This is a genomic window from Salinivibrio sp. IB872, assembly GCF_001995345.1.
Classification (GTDB): Bacteria; Pseudomonadota; Gammaproteobacteria; order Enterobacterales; family Vibrionaceae; genus Salinivibrio; species Salinivibrio proteolyticus.
The window spans coordinates 40,543-57,256 of sequence record NZ_MUFO01000019.1; the positions used below are offsets into that span (position 1 = coordinate 40,543).

Genomic DNA, 16,714 nt, shown 5'->3' on the forward strand with positions numbered 1-16,714 from the left:
CAGATGAAAAAGGTTTTGATCACACTGTCATCAGCGCTGATCGTGTTTGTCGCCAGTGTCAGTTCGTTTGTGCATGCCAGTGAGCCGGTGGACAAAACCAACCCCTACCGGTTGATTGAGCAAGTGGCTGACAACACCTTTACTCGCCTGCGTAAAGATCGCACCTTGTTCCGCGCCGATCCGGATTTGCTGCGTGACGTGGTCAAAGACGAACTACTGCCCTACATCCACACCCGCTATGCGGCGTCGTTGGTGCTAGGTGCGCAGCATTATCGCCAAGCTACCCCTGAACAGCGTGATGCATTCACCGAGGCATTCACCGAATACATGATTGCCTCCTACGCACAAATCCTGCTCGAGTACGACAACCAAGATGTTAACGTGCAACGTGACCAAGCCATTGGTGATGACGACAAGATTGTTAAAGTGCGCGTGGATATCACCGATTCCTCACGTCCGCCGATTCGCCTTGATTTCAGCCTGCGTAAAAATACTCGGACAGGAAATTGGCAAGCCTATGACGTAACGGCAGAAGGGGTGAGTATGATCCAATCTAAACAATCAGAGTGGAAAGCGCCGCTGCGCCGTGACGGCATTGATTCTGTGATTGAACAGCTCAAAGAGCTGGCGGCAAAACCGATTCGTCGCGAGGATAAACAGAAACAGGGCGAGTCATGAGTGTCGAGTTAACTACCAGCGGCGGGCAGCATTACCACTTGTCAGGACGGTTAGATCGTGACACAGTGCCCGCTTTTTGGCGCCAGCGTAGCCAGTGGCTACCCAATGATTCGGCGCTGAGCCTGGATTTAAGCGGGCTATCTCGCGTCGACTCTGCCGGCATGGCCATGTTGTTGCACTTGGATAAAGCCTTGAAAGAGAAAGGTCAGACCGTGCGCTACAGTGGCATGCCAGAGCAGCTCAAACTGTTGTTGACGCTAAGCAACATCGAGGCATTTTTTGACGATGCTGAGCATCAAGAAGGGGTTTAAACGTGGAAGCGAGCGAAGTTAAAGCCATTTTAGACGCGGCTCTGTCACTAGACGAGCTGCACGTGAAAGGCGACGGAAGCCACTTTGAAGTGGTTGCCGTGGCAGAAATGTTCGACGGGATGTCGCGTGTGAAAAAACAGCAAACCATCTACGGTCCGCTGATGGAGCACATTGCGCGTAACGATATTCATGCTGTGAGCATTAAAGCGATGACCCCCGCAGAGTGGGCGCGCGATAAAAAGCTGATGCAGTTGTAAGAGGGTCAGATGCAAAAGTTTCGAGTGACGGGCAATGGCCCGCTTAAAGGTGACGTGGCCATTTCCGGCGCGAAAAATGCAGCTCTCCCTATTTTATTTGCTTCACTGTTGGCTGAAGAGCCTGTTGAAGTGGCCAATGTGCCTAAACTGCGCGATATCGATACCACTATGGCGCTATTATCGCGCCTTGGGGCAAAAGTCAGCCGCAATGGCTCTGTCCATGTCGATGCTAGCGATATCACGGAACTGTGTGCCCCCTATGACTTGGTTAAAACCATGCGTGCGTCGATTTGGGCGCTCGGCCCTTTGGTCGCACGTTTCGGAAAAGGGGAAGTGTCTTTACCCGGCGGGTGTGCGATTGGTGCCCGTCCGGTAGATTTGCACATTAACGGCTTAGAGCAACTTGGCGCCACCATCACACTCGATGAAGGCTATGTACGTGCCACCGTCGATGGTCGTCTAAAAGGCGCCCACATTGTGATGGATAAAGTCAGCGTGGGTGCTACCGTCACTGTGATGTGTGCTGCCACCTTAGCAGAAGGCACGACCGTGATTGAAAACGCCGCCCGCGAGCCAGAAATCGTGGATACGGCGAAATTCCTCAACACCCTTGGGGCGAAAGTCAAAGGTGCAGGCACCGACCGGATTGAAATTGAAGGGGTTGAACGTCTTGGCGGCGGCGTACATGCGGTGGTTGCTGATCGGATTGAAACCGGTACCTTCTTGGTGGCCGCGGCGGTTTCAGGCGGCCATATTGTTTGTCGCAATACCTCACCGGATTTACTCGAAGCTGTGCTTCACAAATTGGAAGAAGCTGGCGCTAAGGTCACCACAGGCGATGACTTTATCGAGTTGGATATGACCGGTCGCGAACTGAAAGCGGTGAATGTACGTACCGCGCCGCATCCGGGCTTCCCAACCGACATGCAAGCACAGTTTACCTTGCTGAACTTGGTGGCAAAAGGGACCGGGATTATTACCGAAACCATCTTCGAGAATCGCTTTATGCATGTGCCTGAACTGCAACGTATGGGCGCACATGCAGAAATAGAAGGCAACACCGTGGTGTGTGGTGATTGCGATAGCCTCAGTGGCGCGCAAGTGATGGCCACCGATCTGCGTGCCTCGGCAAGCTTAGTGATTGCTGGATGCATTGCCAAAGGCGAAACCGTGGTGGATCGCATTTATCATATCGATCGCGGTTATGAGCGTATCGAAGATAAACTGCAAGCGCTGGGCGCGAAAATCGAGCGTATTGACGGCGAGTAAGCGCGTCGTACGATGAGTTAACGAAAAAACGCCAGCCTTGATGGGGCTGGCGTTTTTGTCTTTTTGAGGCGTCAGCGTGTGCTAACGATGCGTTGCCGTCGACTATTCGCCGCTGTCTGGCTCGTTCCCGACCGTCACCGGCAGGGTTAAACTCTCCCCATCGCGAATAAGGGTAATCGAAAGCGTTGTGCCAGGACGCGCATCGGTGACGATATCCATTGCTCCACGGGCACCTTTAACTGGTTTATCGTTAATTTTAATGATCAAATCTTGCGGCTGAATTCCCGCCTTTTCTGCCGGCCCGCCTTTATCCATGTCCGCCACCATGACGCCGCGCTGTTGTTCGGCATCAAGCAAGCGCGCCATCACTGGATTGACGTCACGACCATCGATACCAATGTAGCCTCGGATCACGCGTCCATCAGCAATTAATTTATTCATGATCTTTTCGGTTAAGCGATAGGGAATGGCAAAGGAAATCCCGTAGGTTTCCAGATCGGTTGCCTGTTGAAACGAAGCGGTGTTGATCCCCACCAGCTCACCGCGGCTGTTCACCAACGCGCCGCCGGAATTCCCTCGGTTAATCGCGGCATCGGTTTGCAGAAAGTCTTGGCGGCCATAAAAGCTCATTCCAGTGCGGCCCGTGGCGGAGATAATGCCGTACGTGGTGGTTTGTCCGAGGTTATACGGGTTACCAATCGCAAGAACGGTATCGCCAACGGCAGGTTGATAGTCTTGGTTGACCGGGATCACGGGTAAGTTTTCAGCTGGAACTTTCAGCACCGCCAGATCCGTGCGTTGATCTTTACCGACCATTTGCGCGGTAAAAATACGGCCGTCTTGCAGGGCAACAATCACCTGATCCGCTTTGGCCACTACGTGATAATTGGTGACCACATAGCCTTTGGCGCTCATGATCACGCCTGAGCCAAGTCCTTGGGTATTGAGCTGCAAACGGTCGCCGCGAACGTAATTGCGGGTATAAATATTCACCACCGCGGGAGAGGCGCGCTTGACCGCATAACTGAATGAAACCAGTTCAGGCTGCTGGACCTCATCAAAATCGGGCAAGGATGAAACACTAAAAAGGCCTGAGCGTAGATCAGGCACCGCAACCAAAATTAGGGCGGCAGTGAATAAGCCAATAAGCGTGGAGCGAACCAATAGTGCCAGCATAAATAATGCTATCCTCAACGAAGCCAACTGCGAGGCTAGAGGATAGCATTGCAACAATCGTTTGTGGAAATGCTAAGCGGTGAGCTTTGCACAAAAAATGCCTGCCAAGTGGCAGGCATTGTGCGTGATGCAAAGGCGGGATTAACGGATCACTAAATACAAGGAGCCGTTGTCTCGGGCGATATTCAGAGCCAGCACATTCGGCTTGTCTTCCAAAATCTTACGTAAGTCACCGAGGTTTTCGACCTTATGTCGGTTCACCCCGACAATCACATCCCCTTCGCGCAGCCCGTAGCGCGCCGCTAAAGACCCTTCTGCGACCGCAGCGACTTCTACACCGGCAGGATCGCCATCATGGTTTTTCAGCTCAGCGCCTTTCAATGCCTTATGTAGGTCATCGGCTTTGGCTTGCGTCTGGCTCGCTTCTTTCAGCGTGGTTTTAGCCGTGATGGTTTCGCCATCTCGGATCACACCCAGCTCAACGTCTTTACCTGCGCCCAAGGTCGCGATTTTTGCGCGTAGCTCGCCAAAGGTACGGATACTCTTACCGTTGACCGAAACAATAATGTCGCCGGCTTTTAAGCCAGCCTCTTCGGCGGCAGAGTCTGGCATCACTTGGCTTACAAACGCACCATGTTTGGTGGCAAGGCCAAATGCATCTGCCAACTCAGAGGTCAGCTCACGGCCGGTCACGCCCAGCATGCCGCGGCGTACCGAGCCATATTCGAGAATTTGGTCGACCAAGCTTTTCGCCATGTTGGCTGGGATGGCAAAACCAATCCCAACGTTGCCACCATTGGGGCCTAAAATCGCGGTGTTGATACCAATCAGCTCACCATTTAGGTTGACCAAAGCGCCGCCAGAGTTACCGCTGTTAATCGCCGCATCGGTTTGAATAAAGTTTTCAAAGTTTTCTAAATTCAAACCACTACGTCCGAGCGCAGAGATAATCCCTGAGGTGACGGTTTGACCCAGTCCAAAGGGGTTACCAATCGCGACGGCAAAATCACCAACGCGCAGTGCGTCTGAGTTAGCCAGTTTGATTGCGGTGAGGTTTTTCGCAGCGTCATCCAGTTGCAGCAGGGCAATGTCTGACATCTCATCGCTGCCAATTAGACGAGCGTCATATTCGCGGCCGTCTTGCAGCTGGACGCGAATTTGGTCGGCGTCGTCAATCACATGATGGTTGGTAACAATGTAGCCTTTGTCCGCATCGATAATGACGCCAGAGCCTAACCCGCGGAATGGGCGCTCTTGGACTTGCTCAGAAGGCATGTTGGGGCCAAAGAAAAAACGAAACGCTTCAGGAACACGTTGTTTCGAAACTTTATTACCCTCGACTGCGATACTGACCACGGCAGGAGAAACTTTCTCAAGCATTGGCGCCAAGCTAGGCATGGTTTGACCGCTCACCGCTTGAGGAAGTGCCGCATGGCTAGGAAGAGGAGAAAATGCCGCGCCAAGGGTCAACGCGGCAACACTAATCGCTAGTAAAGACTTTTTCATCATAGACTCACTCCGATTGTCCGAGTATGGATAAGAGTGGGGCCTATCTTAAAAAGTTCAATCCTTGATCAACTCGCGCGCGACTTTTCTTCCCCTTTCAATAGCCCAGAGCCAGTGTCAGAGTAATCGCGTGGCGGTTGGTCGCTGTCAGTGGTTTCTTTAATCTCGGTGATCTTGCCCAAGCGCTTCGCAAAAGGATTATCTTGCTCGGGTAAATTAGGCATCAGATCGGAAGACGTTTTTGCCATATGCTGATACAGCTTGCTGTAATCCTTCGAGATGGTATCGAGCAGGTCAGCACTTTGGGCGAAATGATCGACCAATTCTTGGCGATATTGCTCCAGCTCGTAACGTGACTTTTCCAGCTCCCTTTTTAAATCTTTTTGTTGTTTGAGGTCACGCGTAGTCATGCGGGCTATCAAAAAGCCAACCGCTACGCCGATGATGAGAAAGATCAGGCTATTAATCCAGGCCATAACTGCTCCTTGTAGTCACAAGTTGACCAACCACAGATACCATTTTCCCGCCTAAAAAGACAAGCGAAACGCGTCTGCTTGCTTCAACTTTAGCGCACTATATTGAGAAAGGTGAAGGTTGGTGATTGCTGCTCACTATACATGGCAATCGTCTGACGTGGTACTATCAAGGCAGGCGAATAACACGAGGCTTTCAAGGAATGACGCCGCTCGAACATTATAATAACGATCTGACCCAAAACGATTTTATCGAAGACCCCGCACAGCGCATGGCCGTTGAGAAACTCGATGCGCTCTACCACCGCTTACTGCACACACCTGTGGTTGCGCCTAAGCCAGACAAACGTGCTTGGCTACCATGGCGTAAATCGACTCCTGAGCCGGTTACACCGGTCAAAGGGCTCTATTTTTGGGGCGGCGTCGGACGCGGTAAAACCTATCTGATGGATACCTTTTTCCATGCGCTGCCCTTTGAAAACAAAATGCGCATGCACTTTCACCGGTTTATGCATCGGGTACATCAAGAGTTAAAAGCGCTGGATGGCGAGGCCGATCCGCTTTGGCAAATCGCGGACAAATTTGCCCAAGAGACGCGCGTTTTGTGTTTCGATGAATTTTTTGTCTCTGATATTACCGATGCGATGATCCTCGGCACCTTAATGGAAGCCCTGTTTGCACGCGGTATTACGCTGGTGGCCACGTCAAACATTGTGCCAGACGAGTTATATCGCAACGGCCTTCAGCGACAGCGGTTTTTACCTGCGATCGATTTAATCAATCAGCATTGCGAGGTGGTGAACGTTGACTCAGGGGTGGATTATCGTCTTCGCACCCTCACGCAAGCAGATATTTTTCATCATCCCTTGGGAGACAGTGCCCGTGCCAAAATGGACGACTACTTTCGTAAGCTCAATGGCGAGGGTGGGGTGCGCGATGATGTGATTGACGTGAACCACCGCGCGCTGCAAACCATCGAAAATGGCGATGGTGTCGCGCATTTTAGTTTTGCTGAGCTGTGTCAGTCCGCACGTAGTCAAACCGACTACATGGAATTGGCGCGTTTGTATCACACGGTATTGCTGGCCGATATGCCGCAACTTCAAGCTAATCAAGAAGATGCTGCCCGCCGTTTTATTGCTTTAGTGGATGAATTTTACGAGCGTAACGTTAAGCTGATCATTTCTGCGGCGGTGCCGATGGACAGCCTCTATGCAGGCGAGCGATTGCGGTTCGAGTTTGAACGTTGTCAGTCGCGCCTTATCGAGATGCAAAGCCACGAATACCTTGCATTGGCGCACTTACCATAGGCTGTTGCGCACCTGTTGGCGCTTTGCGCATCAAGCGATTGCTAAACAATAACCAGTTGCGCATTTTGGTGGGATTTTTTTTGAAAAAGAGGTGATTTTTTCTCCACTCTTCCCTATAATCCCGCAACCCACCGTTACTGTTGAAAGGCTTAGGCCGAGGGTACCACCACTCGAAGGGGTGTTGTATGGACTCTTAACAGTGGGAGCTTCGGCTCCTTAAGTGAAACTTATTAAATCGGGTAATCATTAGCATGAAAACTTTCGTTGCTAAACCAGAAACTGTAAAACGCGACTGGTACGTTGTAGACGCTGAAGGCAAAACTCTGGGCCGTCTGGCTACTGAAATTGCATCTCGTCTGCGTGGTAAGCACAAACCAGAATACACCCCTCACGTTGACACCGGTGACTACATCGTTGTTATCAACGCTGAGAAAGTTACTGTAACTGGCCGCAAAGCGTCTGACAAAATGTACTACAGCCACACTGGCTACGTAGGTGGCATTAAGTCAATCAGCTTCGAGAAGCTGATCGCGCAAAAACCTGAGCTGGTTATTGAGAAAGCCGTTAAAGGCATGCTGCCTCGCGGTCCTCTAGGTCGTGCGATGTACCGTAAACTGAAAGTTTACGCGGGTTCTGAGCACAAGCACGCGGCACAACAACCGCAAGTACTAGACATCTAAGAGGAATATAGCAATGGCAGAACAATACTACGGCACTGGTCGTCGCAAAAGCTCCGCAGCTCGTGTATTCATCAAGCCGGGCAGCGGTAACATCGAGATCAACAAGCGTTCTCTGGACACTTACTTTGGTCGCGAAACTGCTCGCATGGTTGTTCGTCAGCCACTAGAGTTGGTTGAGATGATCGACAAGCTGGACCTGTACATCACCGTTTCTGGTGGTGGTATCTCTGGTCAAGCGGGCGCTATCCGTCACGGTATCACTCGTGCACTGATGGAATATGATGAGTCTCTACGTCCTGCACTACGTGCAGCTGGCTTCGTGACTCGTGACGCGCGTAAAGTTGAGCGTAAAAAAGTGGGTCTGCGCAAAGCACGTCGTCGCCCACAATTCTCGAAGCGTTAATTTACGCCCGAGCAATATTTGCCTCAAAAAGCCTGGTGGTTACACCGGGCTTTTTTTATGTTTGCACCAAACGGCTTACAAATATATTTCCTTTCAAAACAGCGTATAAGCACGCATTTTCCAACATTTCCATTACCCTTTCCTTAATTCTGTGCACACCGCTCACATTTGTTACAAAAAGGTAGCTTTATCTTGTCAAAAAGTAGGGTTTTCTCTATCATCTAGCCGACGTAATAGCAGCTAAGATTTAATCGAACTGATCCCGGTCAGCCGTTATTACATATTCGTTTTTGAGTTAGCCGTACGCTCCATGGACGCAAAGGACACAATAAAAATCCAAGCGGGAGCACATGGGAGAATGTTGGATGAGCAATGCGCCAGTGAATACCGGCCGACGCCGTTTCCTGACTGCGACGACGTCAGTTGTTGGCGGTTTAGGGGCCGTAGCAGTTGCCGTGCCTTTTATTAAGTCCTGGAACCCAAGCGCCAAAGCAAAGGCCGCGGGTGCGCCAGTTGAAGTCGATATCAGTAAACTGCAAGACGGCCAGATGATCCGCGTCGAATGGCGAGGAAAGCCTGTATGGGTGGTCCGTCGCAGCCAAGCAATACTCGAAGAGTTGTCTACGTTTGAAGACAGACTTCGTGACCCCGCGTCTGAGCAACCTCAGCAGCCAGGGTATGCAACCAATCAAACCCGTTCTATCAAGCCAGAAATCTTTGTTGCGGTTGGTATTTGTACCCACCTTGGTTGTTCACCAACCTATTTGCCAGACAGCTTTAGCGAGCAGGTGAGTGGGGTGAAAGCCGGGTTCTTCTGCCCGTGCCACGGTTCCAAGTTTGATATGGCCGGACGCGTATTCCAAAGTGTTCCAGCGCCGCTTAACTTGGTGGTGCCGCCTTATATGTTCTTGGACGACAAGCGCATACTCGTGGGACAAGATGAGGGGAATGCGTAATGGAAAATTTCCTGAACTGGGTTGAAAAACGTATTCCAGCGATGAATGCGTACCGTAAACACATGACCGAATACCCTATGCCGAAGAACTTTAACTTCTGGTATATGTTCGGTGTGTTGGCCATGATTGTTTTGGTTAACCAAATTCTTACAGGGATTTGGCTAACCATGAACTATGTGCCGTCAGCTGAAGGCGCGTTCGCGTCGGTTGAATACATCATGCGTGATGTGGAATACGGCTGGCTGCTCCGCTATATGCACTCCACCGGGGCCTCGGCCTTTTTCGTGGTGGTGTATCTGCACATGTTCCGCGGGTTAATTTACGGCTCGTACCAAAAGCCTCGTGAACTGCTGTGGCTGTTCGGTATGTTGATTTTCTTGGTGCTAATGGCTGAAGCCTTTATGGGCTATCTGCTGCCATGGGGTCAGATGTCATACTGGGGCGCGCAGGTTATCATTTCGCTGTTTGGTGCCATTCCGGTTATCGGTGACGACCTCACCCTGTGGATTCGTGGTGACTACGTCGTCTCTGGCGCAACACTGAACCGCTTCTTTGCGCTGCACGTGATTGCGTTGCCAATTGTGCTGCTGTTGCTTGTTGTGCTTCACGTACTGGCACTGCACGAAGTGGGCTCAAACAACCCAGACGGTATCGATACCAAACTGCCAAAAGGCAAGATGGGCGACGATTACCAGTCACAGTTTAAGTTCCACCCTGACTACACCAAGAAATATGACATCCTCGATTCGATCCCTTTCCACCCTTACGGGACGGTGAAAGATCTGATTGGTATCGGTGTGTTCGGCATCTTGTTTGCCTACGTCATTTTCTTTAACCCTGAAATGGGCGGCTATTTCCTTGAGCCACCTAACTTTGAAGCGGCGAACCCGCTGAAGACACCTGAGCACATTGCCCCGGTTTGGTACTTCACGCCTTTCTATGCGATTTTGCGTGCGATTCCAGACAAACTGATTGGGGTTATCGCCATGGGTGCATCGATTGTAGTGCTGTTCTTGTTGCCATGGCTTGACCGCTGTCGCGTGCGTTCATACCGCTACCGCAGCAAGTTGCACTTGGCGAACATTGTGCAATTCGTGATTGCCTTTATCGCTCTGGGCATTCTCGGTGCGTTGCCTGCGACGCCAACTTATACCTTGCTGGCGCAGATCTTCAGCTTCTGTTACTTCATGTTCTTCGTGCTGTTGTTCTTCTACAGCAAAAATGAAGCAACAAAACCGCTACCAGAGAGGGTGACATTCAAATGAAAAAATGGATTGTAATGTTATGCGCGCTGTTGCCCTCTTTGGCGATGGCCGCCGGTGGTAATGTTCATTTGGACGATGCCAACAACGACTTAACGGACAAAGCCTCATTGCAACGTGGTGCCAAGCTATTTATGAACTACTGCTTTGGTTGTCACGCCACGCAATATCAGCGCTATCAGCGAGTGGCTGAAGATCTCAACATCCCGAAAGACTTGATGGAAGATAACCTCATCTTCGATAAAAACGCCAAGTACGGGGATTTGATGAAAAACGCCATGTCGCAAGAGTCTGGCGGTCAGTACTTTGGCGCTCCGGCACCTGACCTCACCTTGGTGGCGCGCGTGCGAGGTGTCGATTGGCTATACGCCTATTTGCGTTCGTTTTACGTTGACCCTTCTCGTCCATTTGGCGTGAACAACGTGGTCTTCCCTAACGTCGGTATGCCACACGTGCTCGAAGAGCTACAAGGGACACCGCGTAAGGTTTACGAGCAACGTATGGTTGACGGTAAAATGGTTGAAGAGTTCGTTGGCCTAGAATCTGATGGCAACGGCGAGCTCAGCTCCGGCGAGTACGACAATGCCGTGCGTGATCTGGTTAACTTCCTTGAGTATGCCGGCGAACCTGTGAAGTTAGAGCGCCAGCAACTAGGTTGGTGGGTGATTGGCTTCTTCGTGATATTCCTTATCTTGGGTTACCTACTCAAGAAAGAATATTGGCGCGATGTGCACTGATCGGTTAATCTAGTGTGTTGCTAATCCGCAATGGGGACGCTTTGTCCCCATTGCTTTCTATTGATATTGAACATCCTGGAGGGGTTGATGGCTGTTGCTGCCAATAAACGCTCGGTGATGACGTTATTCTCTGACGCATCTGATCTATATAGTCATCAGGTACGCATCGTCCTCGCAGAGAAAGGTGTCAGTGTAGAAATTGAGTTGGTAGATCCGAACAATCTGCCAGAGGACTTGGTTGATCTGAATCCTTATAACTCTGTTCCGACCTTGGTGGACCGTGAACTTGCGTTGTATAACGCAGACATCATCATGGAATACTTGGATGAGCGTTTCCCTCACCCGCCATTGATGCCAGTTTACCCTGTTGCGCGTGCGCAAAGCCGTTTGATGATGTATCGCATCAAACGTAACTGGTATACCTTGGTTGAAAAGATCAGCCACGGTAGTGCTGATGAGGCCGACAAGGCACGTAAACAACTGCGCGAAGAGCTACTGGCACTGGCGCCTGTGTTTGCGGAAAGCCCGTACTTCTTGAGTGAAGAGTTTAGCCTTGTTGATTGCTATCTTGCACCACTGCTGTGGCGTTTGCCTGTTCTGGGCATTGAGCTGGCAGGCCCAGGCTCTAAAGAAGTCAAAGACTACATGACGCGTCTGTTTGAGCGTGATTCATTTCTCGCCTCACTGACAGAAGCTGAACGTGAAATGCGACTAACGGGTCAATAATGTCTACATCAGAATTCTCGATGACACCACGCCGCCCTTATTTGGTGCGTGCTTTTTATGATTGGTTACTTGATAACGAGCTCACTCCGCACATGGTTGTTGATGCAACCTTGCCGGGCGTGCAGGTGCCGTTTGATTATGTCAAAGACGGTCAAATCGTTCTCAATATCGCGCCACGCGCGGTTGGTAACCTTGAGCTGGGTAACGAGTTCGTCAGTTTCAATGCCCGCTTTGGCGGACGTCCACAACAGGTCAATGTACCGATGGCGGCCGTGATGGCATTGTACGCTCGCGAAAACGGCGCCGGCACCATGTTTGAAATGGAGCCTGCGTATGCCTCGCCAGAAGATGAAGAGATGGCATCGGGAGCCTTTGATGAACTGAACATCGATGATGACGAGCCATCGTTGGTGTCGGTTGATAGCGTCGACGATCCGGAAGCGTTGCCACAAGCCGAAGAGGATGAGATCCCAACCGCCCCGGCGAAAAAAGGGAAACCGACCCTGACTGTGGTGAAATAACCGATCTCATCGCTGTTTATTGAAACAGCCCGATCGCTTGATTAGAAAAGCCAGCATGAAGCTGGCTTTTTTGTTGCCCTTGATATTCCTCACCAAGGGCTAGTCGGCACGGATAACGAGTGCTTAGTGATTTTCGGTCATGATCTCGCGAGAGAAGACCTTTTCACAGTATTTGCAGCGCAATTTGACATCTTGCTGCTCGGTTAACACTCGAAAGCTACTGACCACTGCAGGCTCACCGTGCGTGATACAGTTACTGTTCGGACAGCGGAACACGCCTTGAATCACCTCTGGTAATGTCAGCGGCAGCTTGGCGACCACTTGATACTCTTCGATTTGATTCACCGTCGCTTGTGGCGCATAAAGTGCCAGCTGGCTGGCTTGATCTTCGCTGATCACCACGTTTTCAATTTTGATCAAATCCTTGCTGCCGAGCGCGGAAGAGGGCAAGTTCAAGCCAATGGTGATCCGTTCTTCACTGCCATGCATCTGAAACAGGTTGAGGATCTTAAAGCCAATGTGCGCTGGAATATGGTCAATCACAGTGCCGTTGCGAATCGCTTCTACTTGTAGTTTGCTATCAGTGTTCATTAGGCGACTCCTTCCACTTGTTCATTTAACACCAAGGCCAATAGTGCTTCGCGCGCGTAGACGCCATTTTCGGCTTGCTCAAAGTAATACGCATGCGGGGTTTTATCGACATCCACGGTAATTTCATCCACCCGTGGCAGCGGGTGCATCACTTTCATATTGGGTTTCGCATCACGCAACATCGCAGCGTTTAGGATAAACGCAGCTTTGATATGGGCGTATTCTGACTCATCGAAGCGCTCTTTTTGCACACGGGTCATGTACAGCACATCCAACTCAGGCACCACTTCTTCAATACTGCTATGCAGGCTGTAAGGGTGGCCCGCCGCGGTGAGCTCATCGAGCAAATACTCGGGCATGGCGAGCGCATCGGGGGCGATATAAAAGAAACGGTTCCCTTCAAACTTGGACAAGGCTTGAGTGAGGGAGTGCACAGTACGGCCATACTTCAGATCGCCGACCATGGCAATGTTGAGGTTATCTAAACGGCCTTGGGTTTCATAAATGGAGAATAAATCCAGCAAGGTTTGGGTCGGGTGCTGGTTCGCGCCGTCGCCGCCATTCACCACAGGCACACCTTCCGAAAACTCTGAGGCCAAACGGGCCGCGCCTTCTTTTGGATGACGCATCACAAAGCCATCCACATACGATGAAATCACACGCACCGAATCAGCCAAGGTTTCACCCTTTTTACCTGATGAAGTATTGCCGCCATCGGGAAAGCCAATCACCGAGCCGCCTAGGCGTTGAATGGCCGTTTCAAACGACAAGCGTGTGCGGGTGGAGGCTTCAAAGAAGCAGCTGGCAATCACCTTGTTTTTTAGCAGCGTCGGGTTAGGGCGTGCCTTGAGTTCGCCCGCCGTGGCAACGATTAACTCCAGCTCGTCACGGCTGAGCTCGGGAATGGAAATAATGTGTTTGTTATACAGGGTATTGGCCATAACGCGAGTCCCTTTCTTTGCAGTGTGCTACAGGCAAAAAAAAACCTCCGAAACGGAGGTTTTTACGATCACGACCAATGCGGGTGCTGTCCCCCTGAGGGGCGGATAGCGCGCTGTTTGTGGGTGGAATAACAAACATATCGACTGGCCGTGTAATGAAATCTGGCCGAATTATACGCGCCTTTTTGTGGGGTGCAAGCAAAAGTGCAATCGTTTACGCCTGTGGTTTTACGAGTGTGGCGACCATCACAGCCTTGATGGTATGCATGCGATTCTCTGCTTGATCAAAGACGAGCGACTGCGCAGATTCAAACACCTCTTCAGTCACTTCTAGGCCATTTAATCCATATTGTTCAGCCACTTGCTTGCCCACTTGGGTCTCATCATTATGGAACGCGGGCAGGCAGTGCATAAATTTTACCTGAGGGTTTTGTGTCGCTTGCATCAAGGCTGGCGTTACTTGATAAGGCGTAAGCGCGGCCACTCGTTGTGCCCATGCCGACTCGGGCTCGCCCATCGATACCCAAATATCTGTATACACAAAATCACAGCCTTCCACCGCGGCAGTCTCTTCACTTAAGGTGATCGACGCGCCAGTGCTGGCGGCAATATCTTGGCAACGCGCAACCAAACGCTCTTCGGGCCAATAAGCTTTGGGTCCAATCAGGCGTACATCCATTCCCATTTTAGCGGCGCCTACCAGCAAGGAATTGCCCATGTTATTGCGCGCATCCCCCAAATAGGCAAAGGCGATTTGATTAAGCGGCTTGTCACTGTGCTCTTGCATGGTGAGCAGATCAGCAAGGACTTGGGTGGGGTGAAAGGTATCCGTTAGTCCATTCCAAACCGGCACGCCCGCGTAGGCTGCCAAGGTTTCCACTACATCTTGCCCAAAACCGCGATACTGAATGCCATCGTACATTCTTCCCAGCACGCGCGCGGTATCTTTGATGGTTTCCTTATGGCCAATTTGCGTACCACTTGGGCCGAGATAGGTCACCTGTGCGCCTTGATCAAACGCAGCAACCTCAAAGGCGCAACGCGTGCGCGTCGAGGTTTTCTCAAAAATCAGCGCAATATTCTTACCCTTTAGACGGGCAACTTCTTCACCATTGGCCTTTGCCGCTTTTAACATCGCAGCGTCGTCCACCAAATCTTGGATCTGCGACGGGGACAGATCTAACAGAGTGAGCAGTGAGTGTTGGTAGAGGTTGCTTTTCATATCTATCCCTGTTTATGGCTTATTTGTGAATATAAAACCACTAAAAATGTTTAATTATTCTTTTGGATGGTAAAGGGAGAGACGATGGGATGCAAGCCTATTGCCCCACGCAAGCGCAACATGTTGACCAAAAATCTATCATTCTGATGTTTTTCTGACCGGGAGGGGGCTTTTTAAACGACAGCTGACACGCCTAAAAAACCGGCGACAAACTCCGCGCGCCTTTTACCACCCCATAGCGTCTCAATGACAGAACACCGCTGGCATCGCGAGATACTGATTTTGTCCTCAAGGGCAACGACAAAAACGAAGGAGAAAGTGATGAAAGCACACAACAAAGCACTCACCCTAAGCGCATTAATGATGATGGTTGGTTTAGCCGGTCCTGCTATGGCAAACGATGAGCCAATGCAGCCAGCAAACGGACAGCCTGCTGTGACCTGTCCAGACGGAAGCACCGACTGTGATACCCAGCCGATGCCAGAAGAAGACAACAGCACTTGGCCTGCTGAAGAAGAGAACACTTGGCCCGCAGACGACACTAGCCAAGACCCTGCGATGCAGTAAGGCGAAGACAACCTAAGTAAGCAAAGCGTGAGTGCCGCCACATTGGCGGCGCTTGTTTTGGTTTTACCGCGCTAAGTGCTCAAAAAGCATACTGAATTCACCCCCCTTACAGCTAGACACCCTGTCGGGCATCCCCTATAATCCCAACCCACTCGGCCCCTTAGCTCAGTGGTTAGAGCAGTCGACTCATAATCGATTGGTCCCCAGTTCAAGTCTGGGAGGGGCCACCAGTTATAGCAAGGCGTAGCAGGTTAGTACCTACTACGCCTTTTTTGTACCTATCGATTTTTAGTCAAACACTTAGTCAAACAAGAACTCACTACTCTTGCTGTTTCGCATCAAAATAAATCAGGTGATAAATCGATAGCTCAAAACGTTGGATTAGGGGAGAGGAATAGAAAAAGCCCCAATAGCTGCGTTTGCAAGGGCTCCAATTGCCCAAGGAGCGCTCCTTCCATCAGGGCTTAAATTCGTTGGTGAGAGCAATAACCTAGCTTAGTGTTGACAGCTTGTGAGCATAAATGCTTACTACGTGAACACAAATGGCATATAGCCGATAGATCCTCCGAGAGGATTATGTGGACTATAGAAAAGTCCCAATGACTGCGTCGGCTTGGGCTCCAATTGCCCAAGGGGCGCTCCTTCCATCAGGACCGAGCCACAAAACTAGTTCTCAAACTAAGTCTTGTCAATCGCGACTGGTTTGGCATTTATTTGAAGTGACTATTGATCGAGATAGGGCTGATGTCCGCTAACCTAACCTTTCGCTGTGCCAAAGCATCCATATCACAAAACCTGTGCCATCTAACATTTTAGATAACAGCGCACGAAAACCCACACACGGCTTGATACACTCATCTGCAAATCTGCCAATACGATGGCGTGTTAGGTGCCGACAACTGATCGGCGGTAGCATGGCTAACCACTGGATGTTTGAGGCTCTTCACCGGATGTGGTGGAAAGTGTTTCTTTTCAAGTTTTCCGATTAATTGGACAATGAGGAAACACTCTGCACTTGAGCCCTGAATCAGATGAAAGATACAGCACTCTATCAAGCGATCCTTGGACTGACTCCGCCATGGACTGTCGACTCTGTCCAGGTGGATAAAAAGAGCCAGCGTATTACCG

19 protein-coding genes and 1 tRNA gene are annotated in these 16,714 nt (G+C 50.7%); 14 read left to right on the forward strand and 6 right to left on the reverse strand.

What is annotated here, in order from left to right; all coding sequences use genetic code 11:
* Positions 1–3 precede the first annotated feature (3 nt).
* The 4 genes from mlaC to murA are packed head-to-tail and all read left to right on the forward strand — an operon-like array spanning position 4 to position 2,515.
* The gene (gene mlaC, locus BZJ18_RS09810) at positions 4–678 is read left to right on the forward strand and encodes a phospholipid-binding protein MlaC (protein WP_077456376.1); all 675 of its coding nucleotides are present in this window, start codon (positions 4–6) and stop codon (positions 676–678) included.
* The gene (locus BZJ18_RS09815) at positions 675–989 is read left to right on the forward strand and encodes an STAS domain-containing protein (protein ID WP_077456378.1); all 315 of its coding nucleotides are present in this window, start codon (positions 675–677) and stop codon (positions 987–989) included. The genes mlaC and BZJ18_RS09815 overlap by 4 nt, the downstream gene beginning before the upstream one ends.
* A 2-nt stretch (positions 990–991) precedes the next feature.
* Entirely contained in the window at positions 992–1,246 is a 255-nt protein-coding gene (gene ibaG / locus BZJ18_RS09820) for a BolA family iron metabolism protein IbaG (RefSeq protein WP_077456380.1), read from the forward strand.
* A gap of 9 nt (positions 1,247–1,255) precedes the next feature.
* Positions 1,256–2,515, forward strand: a complete 1,260-nt coding sequence (gene murA / locus BZJ18_RS09825) for a UDP-N-acetylglucosamine 1-carboxyvinyltransferase (RefSeq protein ID WP_077456382.1) — start codon at positions 1,256–1,258, stop codon at positions 2,513–2,515.
* 102 nt (positions 2,516–2,617) lie between these two features.
* Here murA and degS read toward each other — a convergent pair whose 3' ends face one another.
* The 3 genes from degS to zapG form a co-directional block, all read right to left on the reverse strand.
* Positions 2,618–3,691 (reverse strand): outer membrane-stress sensor serine endopeptidase DegS, encoded by a 1,074-nt coding sequence (gene degS, locus BZJ18_RS09830; RefSeq protein WP_069588104.1) that lies wholly within the window; start codon positions 3,689–3,691, stop codon positions 2,618–2,620.
* 141 nt (positions 3,692–3,832) lie between these two features.
* The gene (locus tag BZJ18_RS09835; RefSeq protein WP_096630720.1) at positions 3,833–5,197 is read right to left on the reverse strand and encodes a Do family serine endopeptidase; all 1,365 of its coding nucleotides are present in this window, start codon (positions 5,195–5,197) and stop codon (positions 3,833–3,835) included.
* A 68-nt stretch (positions 5,198–5,265) separates the two neighbouring features.
* Positions 5,266–5,673, reverse strand: a complete 408-nt coding sequence (gene zapG, locus BZJ18_RS09840) for a Z-ring associated protein ZapG (protein WP_077456384.1) — start codon at positions 5,671–5,673, stop codon at positions 5,266–5,268.
* A gap of 200 nt (positions 5,674–5,873) precedes the next feature.
* On the opposite strand from zapG, the gene zapE reads away from it, so the two are divergent.
* The 8 genes from zapE (at position 5,874) to sspB (ending at position 12,265) form a co-directional block, all read left to right on the forward strand.
* Positions 5,874–6,980, forward strand: a complete 1,107-nt coding sequence (gene zapE, locus BZJ18_RS09845; RefSeq protein ID WP_077456386.1) for a cell division protein ZapE — start codon at positions 5,874–5,876, stop codon at positions 6,978–6,980.
* Between the two features lie 251 nt (positions 6,981–7,231).
* Positions 7,232–7,660 carry a 50S ribosomal protein L13 gene (gene rplM, locus BZJ18_RS09850; RefSeq protein ID WP_077456388.1) on the forward strand — a complete coding sequence of 143 codons (429 nt, stop codon included), beginning with the start codon at positions 7,232–7,234 and terminating at the stop codon, positions 7,658–7,660.
* A 13-nt stretch (positions 7,661–7,673) separates the two neighbouring features.
* The gene (gene rpsI / locus BZJ18_RS09855; protein WP_069588094.1) at positions 7,674–8,063 is read left to right on the forward strand and encodes a 30S ribosomal protein S9; all 390 of its coding nucleotides are present in this window, start codon (positions 7,674–7,676) and stop codon (positions 8,061–8,063) included.
* 365 nt (positions 8,064–8,428) lie between these two features.
* On the forward strand, positions 8,429–9,019 hold the full coding sequence (petA, locus tag BZJ18_RS09860) for a ubiquinol-cytochrome c reductase iron-sulfur subunit (RefSeq protein ID WP_069588092.1): 591 nt from the start codon (positions 8,429–8,431) through the stop codon (positions 9,017–9,019).
* Complete coding sequence (locus tag BZJ18_RS09865) at positions 9,019–10,284, forward strand: cytochrome b (RefSeq protein WP_077456390.1); 1,266 nt, start codon at positions 9,019–9,021, stop codon at positions 10,282–10,284. The genes petA and BZJ18_RS09865 overlap by 1 nt, the downstream gene beginning before the upstream one ends.
* Complete coding sequence (locus BZJ18_RS09870; RefSeq protein ID WP_077456392.1) at positions 10,281–11,018, forward strand: cytochrome c1; 738 nt, start codon at positions 10,281–10,283, stop codon at positions 11,016–11,018. Before BZJ18_RS09865 ends, BZJ18_RS09870 begins: the two co-directional genes overlap by 4 nt.
* Before the next feature lie 87 nt (positions 11,019–11,105).
* Complete coding sequence (gene sspA / locus BZJ18_RS09875; RefSeq protein WP_069588088.1) at positions 11,106–11,744, forward strand: stringent starvation protein SspA; 639 nt, start codon at positions 11,106–11,108, stop codon at positions 11,742–11,744.
* On the forward strand, positions 11,744–12,265 hold the full coding sequence (gene sspB / locus BZJ18_RS09880; protein ID WP_069588087.1) for a ClpXP protease specificity-enhancing factor: 522 nt from the start codon (positions 11,744–11,746) through the stop codon (positions 12,263–12,265). The genes sspA and sspB overlap by 1 nt, the downstream gene beginning before the upstream one ends.
* A gap of 123 nt (positions 12,266–12,388) precedes the next feature.
* Here the strand turns inward: sspB and pyrI are convergent, their stop codons facing one another.
* The 3 genes from pyrI to argF form a co-directional block, all read right to left on the reverse strand.
* Complete coding sequence (gene pyrI, locus BZJ18_RS09885; RefSeq protein WP_069589977.1) at positions 12,389–12,856, reverse strand: aspartate carbamoyltransferase regulatory subunit; 468 nt, start codon at positions 12,854–12,856, stop codon at positions 12,389–12,391.
* Positions 12,856–13,797, reverse strand: a complete 942-nt coding sequence (gene pyrB / locus BZJ18_RS09890; RefSeq protein ID WP_069589975.1) for an aspartate carbamoyltransferase — start codon at positions 13,795–13,797, stop codon at positions 12,856–12,858. The genes pyrI and pyrB overlap by 1 nt, the downstream gene beginning before the upstream one ends.
* A gap of 214 nt (positions 13,798–14,011) precedes the next feature.
* A complete protein-coding gene (gene argF / locus BZJ18_RS09895) occupies positions 14,012–15,019 on the reverse strand; it encodes an ornithine carbamoyltransferase (RefSeq protein WP_077456394.1) in 1,008 nt (335 codons plus the stop codon).
* 321 nt (positions 15,020–15,340) lie between these two features.
* On the opposite strand from argF, the gene BZJ18_RS09900 reads away from it, so the two are divergent.
* Positions 15,341–15,586 carry a hypothetical protein gene (locus BZJ18_RS09900; RefSeq protein ID WP_069589970.1) on the forward strand — a complete coding sequence of 82 codons (246 nt, stop codon included), beginning with the start codon at positions 15,341–15,343 and terminating at the stop codon, positions 15,584–15,586.
* 154 nt (positions 15,587–15,740) lie between these two features.
* Positions 15,741–15,816, forward strand: a tRNA-Ile gene (locus BZJ18_RS09905).
* Positions 15,817–16,714 lie beyond the last annotated feature (898 nt).